Origin of the sequence: Inquilinus limosus (assembly GCF_051487185.1) — a bacterium.
Classification (GTDB): domain Bacteria; phylum Pseudomonadota; class Alphaproteobacteria; order DSM-16000; family Inquilinaceae; genus Inquilinus; species Inquilinus limosus_F.
This window is the reverse complement of sequence record NZ_JAHVDK010000024.1, coordinates 26,830-45,843: the sequence shown is the minus strand read 5'-3', so window position 1 is coordinate 45,843 and position 19,014 is coordinate 26,830. Positions and strand designations below refer to the sequence as shown.

General features: G+C 70.5%; 16 protein-coding genes and 1 riboswitch. Of the genes, 14 read left to right on the top strand and 2 right to left on the bottom strand.

Features of this window, described 5'->3' with window-relative positions; all coding sequences use genetic code 11:
* Positions 1-48: 48 nt before the first annotated feature.
* From KXR53_RS24695 to KXR53_RS24630, 14 genes are all read left to right on the top strand, one after another.
* Positions 49-972, top strand: coding sequence for a branched-chain amino acid ABC transporter permease (locus tag KXR53_RS24695; RefSeq protein ID WP_437377955.1), 924 nt, complete (start codon positions 49-51; stop codon positions 970-972).
* Positions 962-1,945, top strand: a complete 984-nt coding sequence (locus KXR53_RS24690) for a branched-chain amino acid ABC transporter permease (protein WP_437377954.1) — start codon at positions 962-964, stop codon at positions 1,943-1,945. Before KXR53_RS24695 ends, KXR53_RS24690 begins: the two co-directional genes overlap by 11 nt.
* Positions 1,938-2,690: an ABC transporter ATP-binding protein gene (locus KXR53_RS24685; protein WP_437377953.1), complete on the top strand. Its 753-nt coding sequence runs from the start codon at positions 1,938-1,940 to the stop codon at positions 2,688-2,690. The genes KXR53_RS24690 and KXR53_RS24685 overlap by 8 nt, the downstream gene beginning before the upstream one ends.
* On the top strand, positions 2,687-3,397 hold the full coding sequence (locus KXR53_RS24680; RefSeq protein ID WP_437377952.1) for an ABC transporter ATP-binding protein: 711 nt from the start codon (positions 2,687-2,689) through the stop codon (positions 3,395-3,397). Before KXR53_RS24685 ends, KXR53_RS24680 begins: the two co-directional genes overlap by 4 nt.
* A gap of 31 nt (positions 3,398-3,428) precedes the next feature.
* Positions 3,429-3,740 carry a hypothetical protein gene (locus KXR53_RS24675; protein WP_437377951.1) on the top strand — a complete coding sequence of 104 codons (312 nt, stop codon included), beginning with the start codon at positions 3,429-3,431 and terminating at the stop codon, positions 3,738-3,740.
* Positions 3,741-3,838: 98 nt separating this feature from the next.
* Entirely contained in the window at positions 3,839-4,864 is a 1,026-nt protein-coding gene (locus tag KXR53_RS24670) for a sugar ABC transporter substrate-binding protein (protein WP_437377950.1), read from the top strand.
* A gap of 158 nt (positions 4,865-5,022) precedes the next feature.
* Positions 5,023-6,519 (top strand): sugar ABC transporter ATP-binding protein, encoded by a 1,497-nt coding sequence (locus tag KXR53_RS24665; RefSeq protein WP_437377949.1) that lies wholly within the window; start codon positions 5,023-5,025, stop codon positions 6,517-6,519.
* 17 nt (positions 6,520-6,536) lie between these two features.
* Positions 6,537-7,577, top strand: a complete 1,041-nt coding sequence (locus tag KXR53_RS24660) for an ABC transporter permease (RefSeq protein WP_437377948.1) — start codon at positions 6,537-6,539, stop codon at positions 7,575-7,577.
* Between the two features lie 160 nt (positions 7,578-7,737).
* Positions 7,738-8,907 (top strand): acyl-CoA desaturase, encoded by a 1,170-nt coding sequence (locus KXR53_RS24655; protein WP_437377947.1) that lies wholly within the window; start codon positions 7,738-7,740, stop codon positions 8,905-8,907.
* Positions 8,908-8,961: 54 nt separating this feature from the next.
* Positions 8,962-9,176: riboswitch (cobalamin riboswitch) on the top strand.
* A 125-nt stretch (positions 9,177-9,301) separates the two neighbouring features.
* Positions 9,302-9,826 (top strand): bifunctional adenosylcobinamide kinase/adenosylcobinamide-phosphate guanylyltransferase, encoded by a 525-nt coding sequence (gene cobU, locus KXR53_RS24650; protein ID WP_437377946.1) that lies wholly within the window; start codon positions 9,302-9,304, stop codon positions 9,824-9,826.
* A gap of 8 nt (positions 9,827-9,834) precedes the next feature.
* Positions 9,835-10,863 carry a cobalamin biosynthesis protein CobW gene (gene cobW, locus KXR53_RS24645; protein WP_437377945.1) on the top strand — a complete coding sequence of 343 codons (1,029 nt, stop codon included), beginning with the start codon at positions 9,835-9,837 and terminating at the stop codon, positions 10,861-10,863.
* On the top strand, positions 10,863-14,600 hold the full coding sequence (gene cobN / locus KXR53_RS24640) for a cobaltochelatase subunit CobN (protein WP_437377944.1): 3,738 nt from the start codon (positions 10,863-10,865) through the stop codon (positions 14,598-14,600). The genes cobW and cobN overlap by 1 nt, the downstream gene beginning before the upstream one ends.
* Complete coding sequence (cobO, locus tag KXR53_RS24635) at positions 14,597-15,223, top strand: cob(I)yrinic acid a,c-diamide adenosyltransferase (RefSeq protein WP_437377943.1); 627 nt, start codon at positions 14,597-14,599, stop codon at positions 15,221-15,223. The genes cobN and cobO overlap by 4 nt, the downstream gene beginning before the upstream one ends.
* A gap of 171 nt (positions 15,224-15,394) precedes the next feature.
* Positions 15,395-16,846, top strand: coding sequence for a cobyric acid synthase (locus KXR53_RS24630; protein ID WP_437378039.1), 1,452 nt, complete (start codon positions 15,395-15,397; stop codon positions 16,844-16,846).
* Position 16,847: 1 nt separating this feature from the next.
* Here KXR53_RS24630 and cbiB read toward each other — a convergent pair whose 3' ends face one another.
* Both cbiB and KXR53_RS24620 read right to left on the bottom strand, forming a co-directional pair.
* Entirely contained in the window at positions 16,848-17,819 is a 972-nt protein-coding gene (gene cbiB, locus KXR53_RS24625; protein ID WP_437377942.1) for an adenosylcobinamide-phosphate synthase CbiB, read from the bottom strand.
* Positions 17,820-17,952: 133 nt separating this feature from the next.
* Positions 17,953-19,014, bottom strand: coding sequence for a hypothetical protein (locus tag KXR53_RS24620; protein WP_437377941.1), 1,062 nt, complete (start codon positions 19,012-19,014; stop codon positions 17,953-17,955).

Below are 19,014 nucleotides of genomic sequence, written 5' to 3'. Positions count from 1 at the left end.
GCGAGACCGGGTGAGGGGCGGCGCGGCCACGCCGCACCAGGCGACGCCATGAGCACCACCCTCCTGGTCGTCCAGACCCTGAACGGGCTGCAACTCGGGGTTCTGCTGTTCCTGATCGCGGCCGGGCTGACGCTGGTCTTCGGGGTGATGGACTTCATCAACCTGGCGCATGGCGTGCAGTACATGCTGGGCGCCTATTTCGCAGTCGCCTTCTACGGGCTCACCGGGCATTTCCTCCTGGCCCTGCTGCTGGCGCTCGGGACGGCTCTGCTGCTCGGCCTGCTGCTCGAGGTGCTGGTGTTCCGGCATCTCTACAGCCGCAGCCATCTCGACCAGGTGCTGGCGACCTTCGGGCTGATCCTGTTCTTCAACGAGGCGGTGCGGGCGATCTGGGGCTCGGCACCGCTGAGCTACCCGATGCCGGAGGCGCTATCGGGGTCGATCGCTCTGATGCCGGGTCTGCTGTACCCCGTCTACCGCCTCGCGGTCCTGGCGGCCGGGCTCGGCGTCGCGCTCGTGCTCTGGATCCTGATCGCGCGCACCCGGGTCGGCATGCGGGTGCGGGCCGGGGCCAGCAACGCCGACATGGTCTCGGCCCTCGGCGTCAACATCCGCCGGCTGTTCATGATCGTGTTCGGCGTCGGCACCATGCTGGCGGGCTTCGCCGGTGCCCTGGCCGGGCCGATCTTCGCGGTCGAGCCGAATATGGGCGACAACTTCCTGATTCTGGCCTTCGTCGTCATCGTCATCGGCGGCATCGGCTCGATCAAGGGGGCCTTCATGGCCTCGTTGCTGGTCGGGCTGGTCGACACGCTCGGCCGGTCCTTCGCCACCGACCTGTTCCGGCTGGTGCTGGCGCCGGCCGCGGCCAACGAGGTCGGGCCGGCACTCGCCTCGATGCTGATCTACCTGCTGATGGCCGCGATCCTGTTCTGGCGCCCGGCCGGGCTCTTCCCCGCCCATGGCCAGTGACGTCGTAACCGGGGCGGCGACCCCGTCCTCCTCCGCCCTGCGCTCGGTCTGGCCGGCGCTGCTGATCTTCGCGTTGCTGGCGCTGGTGCCCGTTGCGGCGCCGCTGGTCGGCGGCGGCAGCTATCCGCTCACCGTGACCGGGCGGATCATGATCTTCGCCATCGCCGCGGTCAGCCTCGACCTGATCCTCGGCTATGGCGGGCTGGTCTCCTTCGGCCATGCCGCCTTCATCGGCCTCGGCGCCTATGCCGTCGGCATCCTCGCCGATGCCGGGGTGGAGGAGGGGCTGGTGCTGCTGCCGGCGGCGATGCTGGCGGCCGCGGTCTTCGCGCTGCTGACCGGCGCGGTGTCGCTGAAGACCCGCGGCGTACACTACATCATGATCACGCTGGCCTTCGGCCAGATGGCCTATTTCACCATGACCAGCCTGTCCGCCTATGGCGGCGACGACGGGCTGACGCTGTGGACCCGGCCGCTGGTCGCCGGCTTCGATTGGCTGAACGATCGGTCAGCCTTTTACTACATCGTGCTGGTCCTCCTGGTCGCCGCCTGGGCCTTGTGCCGGGCCGTCACCCGGTCGCGCTTCGGCCGGGTGCTGCGCGGCTGCCGCGAGGACGAGGAGCGGATGCGCGCCCTCGGCTACGATCCCTTCGCCTATCGCCTGGCCGCCACCATCATCGCTGGCGCCCTGGCCGGGCTGGCCGGGGCGCTGCTGGCGATCCAGGCCGAGTTCGTCAGCCCGGCCTACATGTCCTGGCAGCGCTCGGGCGAGCTGATCGTGATGGTGGTGCTGGGTGGGATCGGCAGCCTGCACGGCGCCATCGTCGGCGCCGCCGCCTTCCTGTTGGCCGAGGAGTTGCTGTCCGGCGTCACCGAGCACTGGCGGATGATCTTCGGACCGCTCCTGATCCTGGTGGTGCTGTTCCTGCGCGGTGGGCTGGGCGGCTTGCTGGGGGCGGTGCGGCATGACTGAGCCGGTACTGGCGGTCGAAGGCCTGTGCAAGCGCTTCGGTGCGCTGGCCGTGACCGAAGCTGTGAGCTTCGACGTTCGCCCTGGCGAGATCCACGCGCTGATCGGCCCGAACGGCGCCGGCAAGACCACGCTGATCCAGCAGATCTGCGGCCGTCTGGCGCCCGATGCCGGCACCATCCGCTTCCTGGGCGAGGACGTCACCCGCCTGCCGGCGCATCGCCGGGCGCAGCGCGGCCTGGCCCGCACCTTCCAGATCACCCGCCTGCTGCCCGGCTTCACCACGCTGCAGAACGTCGCCACCGCGGTGCAGCGCCGGTGGGGCTCCAGCTTCCGCTTCTTCCAGCCGGTCGGGCAGGACGCGGAGATCAACGCGGCAGCCAGGGCGCTGCTGCAGCGGGTCGGCCTCGCAGGCCGCGCCGAGGTGCCGGCCGCCGCGCTGAGTCATGGCGAGAAGCGGCAGCTCGAGCTCGCCATGGCTCTGGCGCTGGAGCCGAAGCTGCTGGTGCTGGACGAGCCGATGGCCGGCACCGGCCAAGAGGAGACGGCGCGGCTGGTCGAGCTGCTGCGCGGCCTGGCCGGCACCGTGCCGATGATCCTGGTCGAGCACGATATGAGCGCGGTCTTCGCGCTGGCCGATCGCATCTCGGTCCTGGTCTACGGAAAGATCATCGCCACCGGCGCGCCGGCCGAGATCCGCGCCAGCCCCGAGGTCCGTGCCGCCTATCTCGGCGAGGAGGCGGCATGACCGCGCTGCTCGAGATCGAGGGGCTGGAGGCCGGCTATGGCGGCGCCCAGGTGCTGTTCGACGTTTCCTTCAGTGTGGCGGCGGGGGAGATCGCGACGCTGCTGGGCCGCAACGGCATGGGCAAGACCACGACCATCCGCAGCCTGATGGGCCTGCTGCGTCCCCGCGCCGGCCGCATCCGGTTTGAGGGATCCGACATCGCCGGCCTGCAACCCTACCGCATCGCCCAGGCCGGAATCGGACTGGTGCCGGAGGGCCGGCAGATCTTCCCGACGCTGACTGTCGAGGAGAACCTGGTCGCCACCGCCGCCGACCGCTTCGGCCGGGCGGCGCCTTGGACCCTCGACCGGGTCTATGCCGCCTTCCCGCGGCTGGCGGAGCGGCGGCGGCACCGTGGCAGCCAGCTCTCCGGCGGCGAGCAGCAGATGCTGGCGATCGGCCGGGCGCTGATGACCAACCCGAAGCTGCTGGTGTTGGACGAGGCGACCGAGGGCCTCGCGCCGCTGATTCGGGCCGAGATCTGGGACTGCCTCGACCGGCTGAAGCAGGAGGGCCAGTCGATCCTGATCGTCGACAAGAGCCTCGACGCCCTGCTGCGCCTGGCCCAGCGCCATGCCGTGATCGAGAAGGGGCGGGTGGCGTGGAGCGGCAGCAGCGTCGAGCTCGCCGCGGCAGAGGGGATACGGGAACGCTATCTGGCGCTATGATCGGGGATCGCCGCCAGACCGAGGGTCACCGATGAACACCGCCAATCTCCAGCTCGAAGGCGTCTATGCCGCCCTCACAGCGCTGATGACAGCGCTGCGGGACAAGGGCCTGCTCAACCAGGACGAGATCGACCAGGCGCTGGCGAAGGCGGAGGCCGGCCTCGTCGCGGACGCCCGGCGCCCCGCCGAGGTCAGCGCCGCCAATGTCGAGGCGATCTGTTTTCCCCTGCGCTACCTCCGCCTGGCCAACCGGGCCGCGGCCGAGGAGCCGGCGCCGTCGTTCTCGATCCTGGCCGCCCGGGTGGGGCAAAGCAAGGTGCGGGTCAATCTGTCTGACAAATAGCCGTTGCGCCGCCTCCCGAGCGCTGCCAGAGTTCCGTCGGGGCTCGGAAGAAGCCTCGTGTGACTGTTTTTCGACAGCACGATATCGGGAGGACGTCCATGGGCGATCGCGAGCATCGCAGCAGGCGTGATTTCATCATGGCCGCGGCGGCCACAGCCGGCGCGGCGGCCGCGCTGGGCGGTCTGGATTTCAAGATGGCGGCGCAGGCGGCGGAAGCCGTCGGCCGGTCCGAGAAGCCGCTGAAGGCGGCCTTCTCCAATGCCGGCCTGCAGGCGACCTGGTGCGCCCAGGGCAAGCAGGCGGCGGAATACTGGGGCAAGCTGTTCAACGTCGAGATCACCTGGTTCGACGGCGAGCTGGCGGCGCCGAAGCAGCGCGCCGCGATCGACAACATGGCCTCCCAGAAATGGGATTTCGTGGCGATCCAGGCCTTTGGCATCGGCACCCTGACCCAGCCGGTGCAGAAGATGATCGACGCCGGCATCCCGGTGATCGACATGGACACGCTGATCGCGCCGCTGGACCAGATCAACGTCCACAGCTTCCTGGCCCCGGACAATGAGTTCATGGGCGCGTCGGTGACGCAGGCGCTGTGTAACGCCATCAACGGCGAGGGCACCATCATCATGACCCAGGGCGCGCTCGGGCACACCGGGGCGCAGGGTCGGGCGCGCGGCTTCGAATCGGTGGTCAAGCAGTTCCCGAAGATCGAGGTGCTGAACACCGACCCGGCGGACTGGGACGTGTCGAAGACAGCCCGCCTGTGGGAGACCCATCTGACCAAGTACCCGAAGATCAGCGCCGCCTTCTTCCACAACGACGACATGGCGCTGGCCGCCTACAACGTGATGAAGGCCCGCAACCGGACCGACATCCTGATCGGCGGCGTCGACGCCATGCCGCCGGCGATCCAGGCGGTGGCGGATGGCCGCATGTTCGCCACCGTGCGCAACCCGTCGAGCCGCATCCATGGCGGTGCGGTGATCGCCGGGGTCGCGGCGGTCGTCGGCGGCGAGAAGACCGGGCCGGGGGGTATCCCGAAGTCCGTGGTCACCGACGGTCCGGTCGTGACCAAGGCGAACGCGGCCGGGATGCAGTGGATGCAGGATCATTTCCTGATCTGACCGCGGCCCGCAGCAGGAGAGCGTTTCCGGCCCCCCGTGCCGTCATTGCGAGCGCAGCGAAGCAATCCAGAGGGCGCACGATCCAGCCCCTGGATTGCTTCGTCGGCTTCGCCTCCTCGCAATGACGACGGGTGGCGGAAGACACACAGACCCGAACGATGACCAAGCCCCCTGTGCTCGAGCTCAGCGGCATCTCGAAGGCGTTCGGCGGCGTCCGGGCCCTTCGGGATGTCGACTTCACGCTCAAGGCCGGCGAGATCCACGGCCTGGTCGGCGAGAACGGCGCCGGCAAGTCGACCCTGATGAAGATCATCGCCGGCGTGCATTCGGAGTATGACGGCCGGATGCGGATCGACGGCCATGACGCGCGCTTCCGCTCGGCTCGCGACGCGCTGGCGGCCGGGGTCGGCATGGTGCATCAGGAACTGAGCATCGTGCCGGACCTCAGCGTGGCCGAGAACGTGTTCCTCGGCACCCAGCCGGTGAACCGGCTCGGCCTTGTCGACTGGGCCGGCATGCGGCGCGCGGCGGAGGAGCAGATTCGCCGGCTCGGCATCGATCTCGATCCGCGCACGCCCGCCGGCACCCTGCCGATCGGGCTGCAGCAGCTGATCGAGATCGCCCGGGTCCTGTTCTCCGGCGCCCGCATCGTCATCCTCGACGAGCCGACCTCCGCCCTGTCGCCGCCGGAGATCGAGCGCCTGTTCGGCGTGCTGCGGCGGCTGCGCGACGAGGGGCGCAGCTTCGTCTTCATCTCCCATTTCCTCGACGACATCCTGCGGATCTCCGACACGGTGACGGTGTTCCGCAACGGCCAGCGCGTCCTGACCGCCCCGGCGGCCGAGACCGACAAGATGACGCTGATCGACCACATGATCGGCGCCGGCCATGAGGAGCTGGAGGAGAGCTATACCGGCGAGTTCCGGCTGGACTCGAAGCCCGGCCAGCCGGTGGTGCTGTCGGTCGACGGCCTGTCGCTCGCCGGTCGATACAGCGACGTCTCGCTCGAGGTGCGAGCGGGCGAGGTGCTGGGCATCTACGGCTTCATGGGCTGCGGTCAGCTTGAGCTGGCGCGGACCCTGTTCGGCAAGCTGCCCTCGGATGCCGGGCGGATCTCGGTCGGCGGCCGTCCCGTGCGGCTCTCCAGCACCGCCAAGGCGCGCCGCGCGGGCATCGCCTTCGTGCCGGAGAGCCGGCGGGCGATGCTGTTCCACCACGAGCCGATCTACAAGAACGTCTCGATCAGCATCCTCGACCGGATCTCGCGCTGGCTGCTGCGGCCGGAGGCCGAGCGTGGCATCGCCCGGAAGCATGTCGAAAGGCTGCGCATCCGCACCCCGCATGTCGACGCCGAGCTAGGCGCGCTGTCGGGCGGCAACCAGCAGAAGGTGGCGCTGGCCAAGTGGCTGACCTATGCGCCGCGGGTGCTGATCCTGAGCGAGCCGACCCGCGGCATGGATGTCGGCGCCAAGGAGGATGTGGTCGGCATCGTGCGGGGCTTGCGCGACCAGGGTATCGGCGTCGTCGTCGTCTCGGCCGAGCCCGAGACGGTGCTGGCGCTGGCCGACCGCATCCTGGTGATGCGCAAGGGCCGGATCACCCGCGAATTCGCGGACGGCACGGTCAGCAAGGACCGCCTGCTCGAGGCGGCGTGACAGGGGGCGGAATCATCATGGACGCGCAGACCACGCAGACGACACGCAGCCCCGGTTCCCGGCTCGGCGCGATGCTGGGCAGCCAGCTGCGCAACATCGCCCCCTTCATCACGCTGATCGCTCTGGTGGTGTTCTTCGGCATCGCCAGCCCGTCCTTCCTGACGGTCGGCAATTTCAGCAACATCCTGAACCAGGTCTCGGTCACCGCGATCATCGCGGTCGGCCTGACCTTCGTCATTCTATGCGCCGAGATCGACCTGTCGGTTGCCGCCATCGCCAACGCCACCGGCATCGTCGTCGCCTTCCTGACGGTGCAGGAATCCTATGTGAACATCGCCAATGTGCCGCTGCCGGGCTGGGCTGCGATCCTGGTGGCGCTGGCGAGCTGCGTGGTCTTGGGCCTGGTCAACGCCTTCGGCGTGACGCGGATCGGCATTCCGTCCTTCATTATGACGCTGGCGATGATGCAGATCGGCGCCGGCATCTGCGCCATGCTGGTGCGCGGCCAGATCGCCTATGCCGTGCCGCCGCTGATCGTCACCCTCGGCTCCGGCTCGATCGGCGGCATCCCCTGGATCGTGATCGTGGCCGGGCTGACGCTGCTGGTCGCCCATCTGGTGCTGACCTACACGCGCTTCGGCCGCTACGTCTACATGGTCGGCGGCAACCGCGAGGCCGCCGAGTTCTCCGGCGTCAATGTCCGGCTGATCATCGGCGCGGTGCTGGTGATCTCGGCCGTCTGCTCCGGCATCGCCGGCATGCTTGGCGTGGCCTATTTCGGCAGCGCCCAGCAGAACGAGTTCGACACCTTCCTGCTCGACGCCATCGCCGCGGTGGTGGTCGGCGGCACCAGCCTGTTCGGCGGCCGCGGCGGCATCGGCAACACCATCGTCGGCCTTCTGATCCTGGGCGTGCTGAACAACGGCCTGGACCACGTCAACATCGACAGTTTCCTGAAGATCCTGATCCGCGGCCTGATCCTGCTGGCGGCGCTGGTGATCAACGTCTACGCTCAGCGGCTGCGGACCACCGTACGGGAGACGGGCCAGGCCGCCTGACGCGGTGGGCCTGCGCCCGAAGAGGGCACCGGAAGGGTGGGGAGGCGGGGCCGGGCGACGGCTCCGCTTGATGCTGCCGCCTCGATCCCCATCTAGGGGACACCCGGCGCCCTCTCCGTCGAGGTGATACATCAAAGACGCCGAGGATCGCGCAAACCCCATGACCATCGCGAAGACCCGCCCGGCCGAGACTTCGGTCGACCACGAGGACATCCTGTATCCGGAGGCGGCTCCCTTCGTGCTGTTCCATCTCGCCGCCTTCGCAGCGATCTGGACCGGGATCACCTGGCAGTCCCTGGCGATCTGTGCTGCGCTTTATATCCTGCGCATCTTCGCCATCGGGGCCGGCTATCACCGCTACTTCGCGCATCGGGCCTATTCGACCAGCCGGGCCTTCCAGGCCGTGCTGGCCTTCCTGTCGCAGAGCACGGCGCAGAAGAGCGTGCTGTGGTGGGCCGCCAAGCACCGGCACCATCACCTCCATTCCGACACGGAGGAGGATGTGCATTCGCCGCGGCATCGGGGCTTCCTCTATGCCCATCTCGGCTGGATCTTCTCGACCCGCCACCGCGAGACGGACCTGACCAGGATCGCCGATTTCGCCCGCTTCCCCGAGCTGATGTGGCTGCACAAATACGAGCTGGTCCCGGCCGTCATCCTGGCCGCGGTCACCTTCCTGATCGGCGGCTGGCCGGGGCTGGTGGTCGGCTTCGTCTGGAGCACGGTGCTGGTCTACCACGCCACCTTCTGCATCAACTCGCTGGCGCATGTGCACGGCCGCAAGCGCTACGTCACCGGCGACGATTCCCGCAACAATTGGCTGCTCGCGATCCTGACCATGGGCGAGGGCTGGCACAACAACCACCACGCCTATCAGAGCAGCGTGCGCCAGGGCTTCCGGTGGTGGGAGATCGACCCGACCTTCTACATCCTGAAGGCGCTGTCCTGGTGCGGCCTGGTCTGGAACCTGAAGACCCCGCCCGAGGCCGTGCTGCGCAACGAGCAGCGGCTCGGCACCAAGATCATCGAGCGGGCGGCGACGGAGCTGGCGGCGAGCTTCCAGATCGAACGCATCGCGACGGCGGTGCGCGAGGCGATGGCGCACGCCCATGCGCCGACCCTGGCCGACCTCCAGGACGCCAGGGTGGCGACACAGCAACGCATCGCGGATCTGCTGGCCAGGGCGCATATCCCGGCCCTGCCGACGCGCGACGACATCCGGGCGCGCGCCGCCTCCATGTTCGCCAGGACCCGGTCGATGGAGGACATCGTCGAACGGGCCCATCGCCTGATCCTGGAAGCCGTGGGCAAGCGGCTGGCCGCGACCTGACCGTGAGGCGCCGAGCGCGGCGCCGATTGACCGCCCGGCGCGCGCCGCCTACTGTGCCGCCATCGCGCAGCCGGTTCCCCGAGGGCGGACGCCCGACGGGATGAAAAGGGAACGCGGGACGGTCTATCCCTTCAGGAGGCCTGATCCGCGGCTGCCCCCGCAACTGTAGGCGGCGAGCCGACCTCCGACAGCCACTGGCCCCTGGCCGGGAAGGCGGAGGCAGGCGAGGACCCGCGAGCCAGGAGACCTGCCGGCGAGGCGATGCGTGCGAACCGCCGGGCGGGGTGAACCGGTGGCGCGGGATGCGCGGCGCCTTCGGGCCCTTCATCGTATCCGGCGTCCGACAGCCCCTTCCGGCCGAGAGGAGGGGCGGGCGTGAAGCTTCGACGGGTTCATGGCTGAGCTGGCGGCGGCGACGCTGGTGCTGGGTGGCGCCCGGTCGGGCAAGAGCCGCCATGCCGAGGCGCTGGTCGAGAGTCAGCCGGGCGACTGCATCTACCTCGCCACCGCCGAGGCCTGGGACGCCGAGATGGTGGAGCGCATCTCTCGCCACCAGGCGCAGCGCGGCTCGCGCTGGCGCACCGTCGAGGCGCCGCTCGAGCTGGTCGAGACGCTGGCCCAGGTCGCCGGCCCCGGCCGCGCCGTGCTGGTCGACTGCCTGACACTCTGGCTCTCCAATCTGATGCATGCCGACCGCGACATCGCCGCCGAGACCGAGCGGCTGGTGCGCTGGCTCGCGGCCCCGCCCGGCCCGGTGGTGCTGGTGTCGAACGAGGTCGGGCTCGGCATCGTCCCCGACAACGCCCTGGCCCGCGCCTTCCGCGACCATGCCGGCCGCCTGCACCAGGCCGTGGCCGCGGTCGTGCCTTCCGTCGTCTTCGTCGCCGCCGGCCTTCCCCTGACCCTGAAATCCGCCTGAGGATCCGCATGCCCGCCAAAATTCCTGCGACTGTCGTCACCGGCTTTCTCGGCGCCGGCAAGACCACGCTGATCCGCCACCTGCTGCAGACGGCGAATGGCCGGCGGCTGGCCCTGATCATCAACGAGTTCGGCGATGTCGGGGTGGACGGGGAACTGCTGCGCAGCTGCGGCGATGCCACCTGCCGCGAGGAGGATGTGGTGGAGCTGGCCAATGGCTGCATCTGCTGCACCGTGGCCGACGACTTCATCCCGACCATCGAGAAGCTGCTGGCCCGCTCCGAGCCGCCGGAGCACATCGTGATCGAGACCAGCGGCCTGGCCCTGCCGAAGCCGCTGGTCCGCGCCTTCGGCTGGCCGGAGATCCGCACCCGGGTGACGGTCGACGGCGTCATCACCGTGATCGACGGCGCCGCCGTGGCCGAGGGCCGCTTCGCGCCGGACGAGGCGGCCCTGGCGGCTCAGCGCGCGGCCGACGAAGCCTTGGACCACGACAGCCCGCTGGAGGAGCTGTTCGAGGACCAGCTGGCCTGCGCCGACATGGTGATCCTGAACAAGACCGACCTGCTGGACGAACCCTCCCTGTCCGCGGTCTCCGCCGACCTCGCAGCCCAGCTCCGCCCCGGGGTGAAGGTGGTCAAGGCCCGGCACGGCGCCATCGACGCCGCGGTGCTGCTGGGCCTCGGCGCCGCCGCCGAGGACGACCTGGCGGCGCGCCCCTCGCATCACGATGCGGAGGAGGAGCACGACCACGATGATTTCGAGAGCTTCCATGTCGACCTCGGCGCCGTGGCCGACCCGGACGCGCTGGCGCGCAAGCTGAAGCCGGTGATCGAGGCGCACGACATCCTGCGGCTGAAGGGCTTCGCCGCGGTCGAGGGCAAGCCGATGCGCCTGGTGGTGCAGGCGGTCGGCGGTCGCATCCAGCACTACTACGACCGCGCCTGGCGTACCGACGAGCCGCGCGGCACCACCCTAGTGGTGATCGGCGAACGCGGCCTCGACCGCGCCGCCATCACCGCGGCGCTGGCGGCCTGATGCACCTCCTCGCCGCCAAGCCGGGCAGCATCGCCGACGGGTCGGAGGCGGTCGATCTGGGCCAGAGCCCGGGCGACATCGTCGTCCTGACCGCGGCGGACACCGAGCTCGCCTGTCTGTCGGCGGCGCGCGCCGGCTTCGGCGCGGATTTCCCGCGGCTGCGCCTGGCCAATCTGCTGCAGCTCGGCCACAACCTGTCGGTCGACACCTATGTCGACGACGTGGTGTGCCGGGCGAAGCTGGTGGTGGTGCGGCTGCTCGGCGGGGCCGGTTACTGGCGCTACGGCATCGAGCAGGTGCACGCCGCCTGCCGGCGCGAGGGCATCGCCCTCGCCGTGCTGCCGGGCGACGACAAGCCGGATACCGATCTCGACGACCTCTCGACCCTGCCGCAGGAGGCGAGGGGCCGGCTGTGGCGCTATCTGGTCGAGGGCGGAATCGAGAACGCCCGCAACTTCCTGGCCTATGCCGCGACCCTGGCCGGCCGGGACCTGCCCTGGGCCGAGCCGCGGCCGCTGCTGCGCGCCGGCCTGTACTGGCCGGATCTGCGGCACCCGTCGTTTGCGGAGATTGCGGGGCGGTGGAATGAAGGAGCCGCCGTCATCGGCCTCGTCTTCTACCGGGCGCTGGTGCAGGCGGGGAACCTGGCTCCGGTCGACGCTCTGATCGCGGCGCTCAAGGCCCGCGGCCTGAATCCGCTGCCGATCTTCGTCTCCAGCCTCAAGGATGCGGTCTCGGCCGAGCTGGTCACCGACGCCTTCGCCCGGCATCCGCCGGCGGTGATCCTCAACGCCACCGGCTTCGCCGTCTCCAGCCCCGGCGGCCCGGCGCAGCCGACACCCTTCGACGCGGCGGACTGCCCGGTGCTGCAGGTGGTGTTCGCGGGCGGCGGCGAGGCGGTGTGGCGCGAGGGCACGCGCGGCCTGTCGGCCCAGGACCTGGCGATGAACGTCGCCCTGACCGAGATCGACGGAAGGGTGCTGACCCGCGCCGTGTCGTTCAAGTCGGAGGCGCGCTGGGACCCGCTGACCGAATGCACCGTGGTGTCCTACCGCCCTGTGCCCGACCGGATCGGCTTCACCGCCGATCTGGCCGCCGCCTGGGCCCGACTGCGCCGCACGCCGCCGGCCGAGCGCCGGGTAGCGCTGGTCCTGGCCAATTATCCGAACCGCGACGGCCGGCTCGGCAACGGCGTCGGCCTCGACACCCCGGCCGGGACGGTCGAGGTGCTGCGCGCTCTGGAAGCGGCCGGCTACCGGGTCGAGGACGCCCCGGCCGACGCCGCCGCCCTGATGGCCCGGGTCTCCGCCGGCCCGACCAACGCGCTGGAGGACCGGGCCGGCCGCTCCGGCGGCGTGGCTTATCCGCTCGCCGAGTACCGCGCCTTCTTCGACAGCCTTCCCGAGGCGGTCCGGACCGCGGTCTCGGATCGCTGGGGGCCTCCGGAGGCCGATCCCTTCATCGAGGGCGACGCCTTCCGGCTGGCGGTGCACCGCTTCGGCCATGTCGCCCTCGGCGTGCAGCCGGCGCGGGGCTATAACATCGACCCGCAGGCGACCTATCACGACCCGGACCTGGTGCCGCCGCACGGTTACCTGGCCTTCTACGCTTGGCTGCGCCGCGGTTTCGGCGCCCAGGCGATCGTCCACATGGGCAAGCACGGCAATCTGGAATGGCTGCCAGGCAAGGCGCTGGCCCTGTCGCGGGACTGCTTCCCCGAGGCCGCCCTCGGCCCCGTGCCACATCTCTACCCCTTCATCGTCAACGACCCGGGCGAGGGCACCCAGGCCAAGCGCCGCGCCGCCGCGGTGATCATCGACCATCTGACGCCGCCGCTGACCCGGGCCCAGAGCTACGGCCCGCTGAGGGTTCTGGAGGCGTTGGTCGACGAATACTACGAGGCCGCCGGCATGGACCCGCGCCGGCTGGCCCATCTGCGCGATCGCATCCTCGACCTCGCCCGCAGCACGGGTCTCGACCGCGACTGCGGCGTGGCGCCGGACGAAGACTCCGATTCCGCCCTGGCCCGGATCGACAACCATCTCTGCGAGCTGAAGGAGATGCAGATCCGCGACGGGCTGCACGTCTTCGGCCGCTCGCCGGAGAGCGACCAGCGCACCGACCTGCTGGTGGCGCTGACCCGGGTGCCGCGCGGTGCGGGGCAGGGCGGCGACGCCTCTTTGATCCGGGCGCTGGCCAACGATCTCGGCCTCGACTTCGACCCGCTGGACGGACGCCTCGGCGACCCCTGGACAGGCCCGCGACCGGCGGCGCTGGGGTCGGAGAAAGGCTGGCGCACCCAGGGCGACACGGTGGAGCGGCTGGAAGAACTGGCGCGCGACCTGGTTGCCGGCGTCCGGCAGCCGGAACCGGGCTGGACCGCCACCGCCGCGGTGCTGGCGGAGATCGAGACGCGCGTCGCCCCGGCCGTCGACCGCTCCGGCGCCGCCGAGATCGAGGGGCTGCTGCGCGGCCTGGACGGCCGCTTCGTGCCGCCCGGCTCCTCCGGCGCGCCGACCCGTGGGCGGCTGGACGTGCTGCCGACCGGGCGCAACTTCTACTCGGTCGACAGCCGCACCGTCCCGACGCCCGCCGCCTGGCATCTCGGCTGGAAATCCGCCGCTCTGCTGGTCGAGCGGCACCGGCAAGAGCATGGCGACTGGCCGCGCACCATGGCGCTCAGCGCCTGGGGCACCAGCAACATGCGCACCGGCGGCGACGACATTGCCCAGGCTTTGGCTCTCCTCGGCGTGCAGCCGCGCTGGGACCCCGCGTCCCGTCGCGTCACCGGCTTCGAGGTGATGCCGGAAAGCGTGCTGGGCCGGCCGAGGGTCGACGTGACCCTGCGCGTCTCCGGCTTCTTCCGCGACGCCTTCCCGAGCCAGATCGACCTGTTCGACAGCGCCGTCCGCGCCATCGCCGCGCTGGACGAGCCGGAGGAGGCGAATCCGCTCGCCGCCCGGGTGCGGGCCGAGGCGGCGGCGCTGGTCGAAGGCGGAATGCCCGAGGCCGAGGCCCGGCGCCGCGCCGGCTTCCGCGTCTTCGGCTCCAAGCCGGGCGCCTATGGCGCCGGTCTGCAGGCGCTGATCGATGAGCGGCTGTGGCGCGACGAGGCCGATCTCGGCCGCGCCTATCTGGAATGGGGCGGCTGGGCCTATGGCGACGGGGCCGAGGGCGCGGCCGCGCACGACCTGTTCGCCCGGCGGCTGGAGCGGGTGGAGGCGGTGGTCCACAACCAGGACAACCGAGAGCACGACCTGCTCGATTCCGACGACTACTACCAGTTCGAGGGCGGGCTGGCGGCGGCGATCCATCACCTGTCCGGCGCCCGGCCCGCGGTCTACCACAACGACCATTCGCGGCCCGAACGGCCGGTGATCCGGACCCTGCGCGAGGAGATCGCCCGCGTCGTCCGCGCCCGTGTGGTCAACCCGAAATGGATCCGCGGCGTGATGCGCCACGGCTACAAGGGCGCCTTCGAGATGGCGGCGACGGTCGACTATCTCTTCGCTTTCGCCGCCACCACCGATGCCGTGGCCGACCACCAGTTCGACCTGGTCTATGACGCCATGCTCGGCGACCCCGAGGTGCGGACCTTCCTGCAGCAGGCCAACCCCGCGGCGGCGCGGGAGATCGCGGAGCGGCTGCGCGAGGCGCTGGACCGCGGCCTGTGGCAGCCGCGCGCCAATGCCGTCTACCATGAGCTCGATACGCTGACGAAGGAGGCCGGCCGATGACCACCGAAGGCATGACCGAGGCGGAGATCAACGCCCGCCACGCCGAGAAGATGGCGAAGAAGAAGGCGGTGCGCGACCGGATGCTGGCCGGCAAGACGATCGAGAAGGGCCTGCTGATCGTCCACACCGGCAAGGGCAAGGGCAAGTCGACCGCGGCCTTCGGCATGGTGCTGCGCGCCATCGGCCACGGCTTCCGCACCGGCGTGGTGCAGTTCGTCAAGGGCAGCTGGGACACCGGCGAGCGGCACGTGCTGGAGCGGTTCCCGGAGTTGGTGACGATCGCCGCCATGGGCGAGGGCTTCACCTGGGAGACGCAGGACCGCGAGCGCGACATCGCCGCTGCCCGTGCCGGCTGGGAGGCGGCGAAGGCGATGATCCGCGACCCGTCCTACCGCATGGTGCTGCTGGACGAGCTGAACATCGTGCTGCGCTACGATTACCTGCCGACGGAGGAAGTGGTGGCCTTCCTGCGCGACGAGAAGCCGGCCGATACCCATGTCATCGTCACCGGCCGCAACGCCAGGGACGAGCTGATCGAGATCGCCGACCTGGTCACTGAGATGACGCTGATCAAGCACCCGTTCCGCGACGGCGTGAAGGCGCAGGCCGGGATCGAGTTCTGATGTCCCCCTCACCCTCCCGTCGCCTGTGGCGCCGGGCCCCTCCCTCTCCCCAAGGAGAGGGGTATCTGAGCCGAGCCCGTTTCACCTCTCCTTGGGGAGAGGTCGAAATCGCGCAGCGATTTCGGGTGAGGGGGATCGCCGGCCGTGCCGCAGGGTAAACCGCCCGCCCTGATGATCCAGGGCACCGGCTCCGACGTCGGCAAGTCGCTGATCGTGGCCGGGTTGTGCCGGGTCTTCATCCGGCGGGGGCTGCGGGTACGCCCGTTCAAGCCGCAGAACATGTCGAACAACGCCGCGGTCACGGCCGATGGCGGCGAGATCGGTCGGGCCCAGGCGCTGCAGGCGCGGGCCTGCGGTGTCGAGCCGACCGTTCACATGAACCCCGTGCTGCTGAAGCCGGAGACGGATACCGGCGCCCAGGTGATCGTCCAGGGCCGCCGCATCGCCACGCTGAAGGCCCGCGACTACGCCGCCCGCAAGCCCGAGCTGCTGGCGGCGGTGCTGGACAGCTATCGCCGCCTGTCGGCCGAGGCCGATCTGGTGCTGGTCGAAGGCGCCGGCAGTCCGGCCGAGGTCAATCTGCGCGCGGGCGACATCGCCAATATGGGCTTCGCCGAGGCGGCGGACCTGCCGGTCGTGCTGGTGGCCGACATCCATCGGGGCGGCGTTATCGCCAGCCTGGTCGGCACCCATGCGGTGATCGAGCCGGCCGAGGCGGCGCGGATCCGCGGCTTCATCGTCAACCGCTTCCGCGGCGACCCGGATCTCTTCGCCGACGGCGTGCGGTTTGTCGAGGACTGCACCGGCTGGCGCGGCCTCGGCATCGTGCCGCACTGGCCCGACGCCGCCCGGCTGCCGGCCGAGGACGCCAACGCCCTGGCCGAGGTGGAGACGCCGAAGGGCCGCGCGATCACCATCGCCGTGCCGAGGCTGTCACGCATCGCCAATTTCGACGATCTCGACCCGCTGCGGCTGGAGCCGGACGTGGCGGTGCGCATGGTGCCGCCGGGCGAGGCGCTGCCGGGCGATGCGGACCTGGTGCTGCTGCCGGGATCGAAATCGACGCTCGGCGACCTCGCCTTCCTGCGTGCCCAGGGCTGGGACATCGACCTCGCCGCCCATGTCCGGCGCGGCGGAAGGGTGCTGGGCCTTTGCGCCGGCTTCCAGATGCTGGGCCGGCGGCTGCACGACCCGGGCGGCGTCGACGGTCCGCCCGGCTCGGCCGACGGGCTGGGGCTGCTCGAGCTCGAGACGGTGATGACGCCGGATAAGAGCCTGGTCGCGGTGGCCGGCACGCATCTGCCGACCGGTGCTGCGATCCGCGGCTACGAGATGCATGTCGGCCGCACCGAAGGCCCGGCGCTGGCGCGGCCGCTGCTCGACCTGGACGGACGGCCGGACGGCGCGGTTTCCCCCGACGGCCGTGTCGCCGGCTGCTATGTCCACGGCCTGTTCGCCGCCGACGGCTTCCGCGCCGCCTTCCTGGCCGGGCTCAAGCCGCGCATCGAAGCCGGTACGGCCTATGACGCCACGGTCGACACCACGCTGGACCGGCTGGCCGACCATCTGGAACGGCATCTGGACCTGCCGGCGCTGACGAGGATCGCCGGCCTTACCGCCTGACCTACAGCAGCAGCGCCGCCGCTGCCGTCGCTACGAACAGGATCACCCCCGCGCCTCTGGTGACCGCCAGCGCCCGGCGGATGTCGCGCGGCGTCGCCTCCGGCCGCCCGCCTTCGCCCATCCAGGCATCGGTCACCACCGTGCCGTGATACTGGCGCGGCCCGGCCAAGGCGAGGCCGAGGCCACCGGCCATCGCCGCCTCCGGCCAGCCGGCATTGGGCGAGCGGTGCTTCGGCGCGTCGCGCAGCATCGCCCGCCAGGCCGCGCCGATGCGGCCGCCGCCGAAGGGCGCGGCGAGGGCCAGCAGGGAGCCGCACAGCCGGGCGGGAATCAGGTTGAGGACGTCGTCCAGCCGGGCCGCGGCCCAGCCGAAGGCCTCGTGCCTTGCCGTGCGGTGACCGATCATGCTGTCGGCGGTGTTCACCACCTTGTAGACCAGGATCCCGGGCAGGCCGAGCAGCGCGTACCAGAAGGCCGGCGCGACGACGCCATCGGAATAGTTCTCGGCATCGCTCTCGATCGCGGCGCGGCAGACCCCGGCCATGTTCAGGCTCTGCGGGTCGCGGCCGACGATCATCGACACGGCGCGGCGCCCGCCCTCCAGCCCCTCCAGATCGCAGGCCGTGGCCACGGCCGAGACGTGATCGTGCAGGCTGCGCTGGGCCAGGAAGATGGCGATCAGCCCGACCTCGATCAGCCAGCCGAAGGGCAGGGCGCGCAGCAGGGCTGAGACGCCCCAGCCGACGCCGCCGGCCAGCATCACCAGCAGCAGCGTCGCGCCAATCCCCGCCATCCGGCGCCGGGACGGGGCATCGCCGTCCTGGTTCAGGCGGCGGTCCAGCCAGCCGATCAGCCGGCCGATCAGGGCGACGGGATGCGGCAGACGGCGCCAGAGCCAGGGCGGGTCGCCGACCAGGGCATCGAGCAGCAGGGCCGCGGCCAGCAGGAGGAAATGAGTCTGGAGGTCCGGCATGCTCACGCGAATGATAGAGATCGCGGCCCCTTTATTGTCATCGCCGGGCTTGACCCGGCGATCCAGGGACGTCGCGAACTGCTCTGGCCGTCCTGGATGCCCGGGTCAAGCCCGGGCATGACAGAAAGGGGACTCAGCGCGCGTCGGACAGCGCCGCAAAGACCAGCACCGCTACCAGCGTCGCCAGCACGGCCAGGCCGATCTTGACCCAGCTCCACGGCCGCTGGCCCTGCACCTCGCCGGTGCGGCCGTTGACCACGAAGCTGTAGGTCCGGCCGCCATAGCGGAAGCTGTTCAGCCAGACCGGCAGCAGCACGTGCTTGAATGTGACGGCGCTGTAGCTGGTCCGAATCCGGCTGATGGTCTGCCGGTCGCCGCCGATGTCCCGGCGCACGTCCAGGCGGATCTCCGGTTCCATCTTCGCCTTCGCCGTCTCGAACCCGTCGGCCAGGCCGAGCTGATAGTGCTGGGCGCCGAAGCCGCGCAGATAACGTTCATCATAGGGCACGAGCGCGCCGAGATCCCAGGGCTCGAGCTTGTCGAGGTACCCCTGCGGCAGGGACCGGCTGGCCACCACCATCACGTCGTCGAAGTCCCGGGCCACCGTGCCGCTGCGCGGCGTCCAGCGGGTCTCGATCACGGTGCGGGTCTTGCCGCCGTCCCGGATCGTCCGGGTGTGGTCGTCGCCGCGCTGGCCGGCATAGTCGCTGCTGGTGGCGCAGTCGAACGTCCAGTACGGCACATACATGCCGACGAAGCCGTTGTCCGCCTTGGCCAGGCGCTTCACGTCGTTCGGCGCGAACCACAGGCCGGATAGCCAGGCCTCGTATTTCGCCCGCGCCGCCTTGGCGTCGAAGCCGAAGGGCAGCACCGCGCCGGGGCGCAGATGGGTCAGGGCGCGCGGCTCCAGCACGATCGGCGTGCCGCAGAACGGGCACCGCGACGCCTGGATCGCGGGGTCGAGCTGGAACTCGGCGGCGCAGCGCTTGCAGGCGACCACCGACACCGTCTCGGTCGGGGCCGACTGCTCCGCCTCCGCCAGCCCGGCCGAATAATCGATCTCCTCGACCGCCGAGGCCGGGGCCGGCTCGATCGGGTTCTCGTGGCCGCAATAGGGGCATTTCATCGCCCGGGTGCCGGGCGCGTATTCGAGCTGCGCGCCGCAGGACGCGCAGGTGAAGGCCAGATCCGCCAT

Coding starts and splice junctions, on each gene's coding strand:
- KXR53_RS24630 (WP_437378039.1), top strand. CDS start 15,395: ATGATCCAGGGCACCGGCTCCGACGTCGGCAAGTCGCTGATCGTGGCC.
- KXR53_RS24690 (WP_437377954.1), top strand. CDS start 962: ATGGCCAGTGACGTCGTAACCGGGGCGGCGACCCCGTCCTCCTCCGCC.
- KXR53_RS24620 (WP_437377941.1), bottom strand. CDS start 19,014: ATGGCGGATCTGGCCTTCACCTGCGCGTCCTGCGGCGCGCAGCTCGAA.
- KXR53_RS24665 (WP_437377949.1), top strand. CDS start 5,023: ATGACCAAGCCCCCTGTGCTCGAGCTCAGCGGCATCTCGAAGGCGTTC.
- cobW (WP_437377945.1), top strand. CDS start 9,835: ATGCCCGCCAAAATTCCTGCGACTGTCGTCACCGGCTTTCTCGGCGCC.
- cobN (WP_437377944.1), top strand. CDS start 10,863: ATGCACCTCCTCGCCGCCAAGCCGGGCAGCATCGCCGACGGGTCGGAG.
- KXR53_RS24670 (WP_437377950.1), top strand. CDS start 3,839: ATGGGCGATCGCGAGCATCGCAGCAGGCGTGATTTCATCATGGCCGCG.
- cobO (WP_437377943.1), top strand. CDS start 14,597: ATGACCACCGAAGGCATGACCGAGGCGGAGATCAACGCCCGCCACGCC.
- KXR53_RS24655 (WP_437377947.1), top strand. CDS start 7,738: ATGACCATCGCGAAGACCCGCCCGGCCGAGACTTCGGTCGACCACGAG.
- KXR53_RS24660 (WP_437377948.1), top strand. CDS start 6,537: ATGGACGCGCAGACCACGCAGACGACACGCAGCCCCGGTTCCCGGCTC.
- KXR53_RS24680 (WP_437377952.1), top strand. CDS start 2,687: ATGACCGCGCTGCTCGAGATCGAGGGGCTGGAGGCCGGCTATGGCGGC.
- KXR53_RS24675 (WP_437377951.1), top strand. CDS start 3,429: ATGAACACCGCCAATCTCCAGCTCGAAGGCGTCTATGCCGCCCTCACA.
- KXR53_RS24685 (WP_437377953.1), top strand. CDS start 1,938: ATGACTGAGCCGGTACTGGCGGTCGAAGGCCTGTGCAAGCGCTTCGGT.
- cbiB (WP_437377942.1), bottom strand. CDS start 17,819: ATGCCGGACCTCCAGACTCATTTCCTCCTGCTGGCCGCGGCCCTGCTG.
- KXR53_RS24695 (WP_437377955.1), top strand. CDS start 49: ATGAGCACCACCCTCCTGGTCGTCCAGACCCTGAACGGGCTGCAACTC.
- cobU (WP_437377946.1), top strand. CDS start 9,302: ATGGCTGAGCTGGCGGCGGCGACGCTGGTGCTGGGTGGCGCCCGGTCG.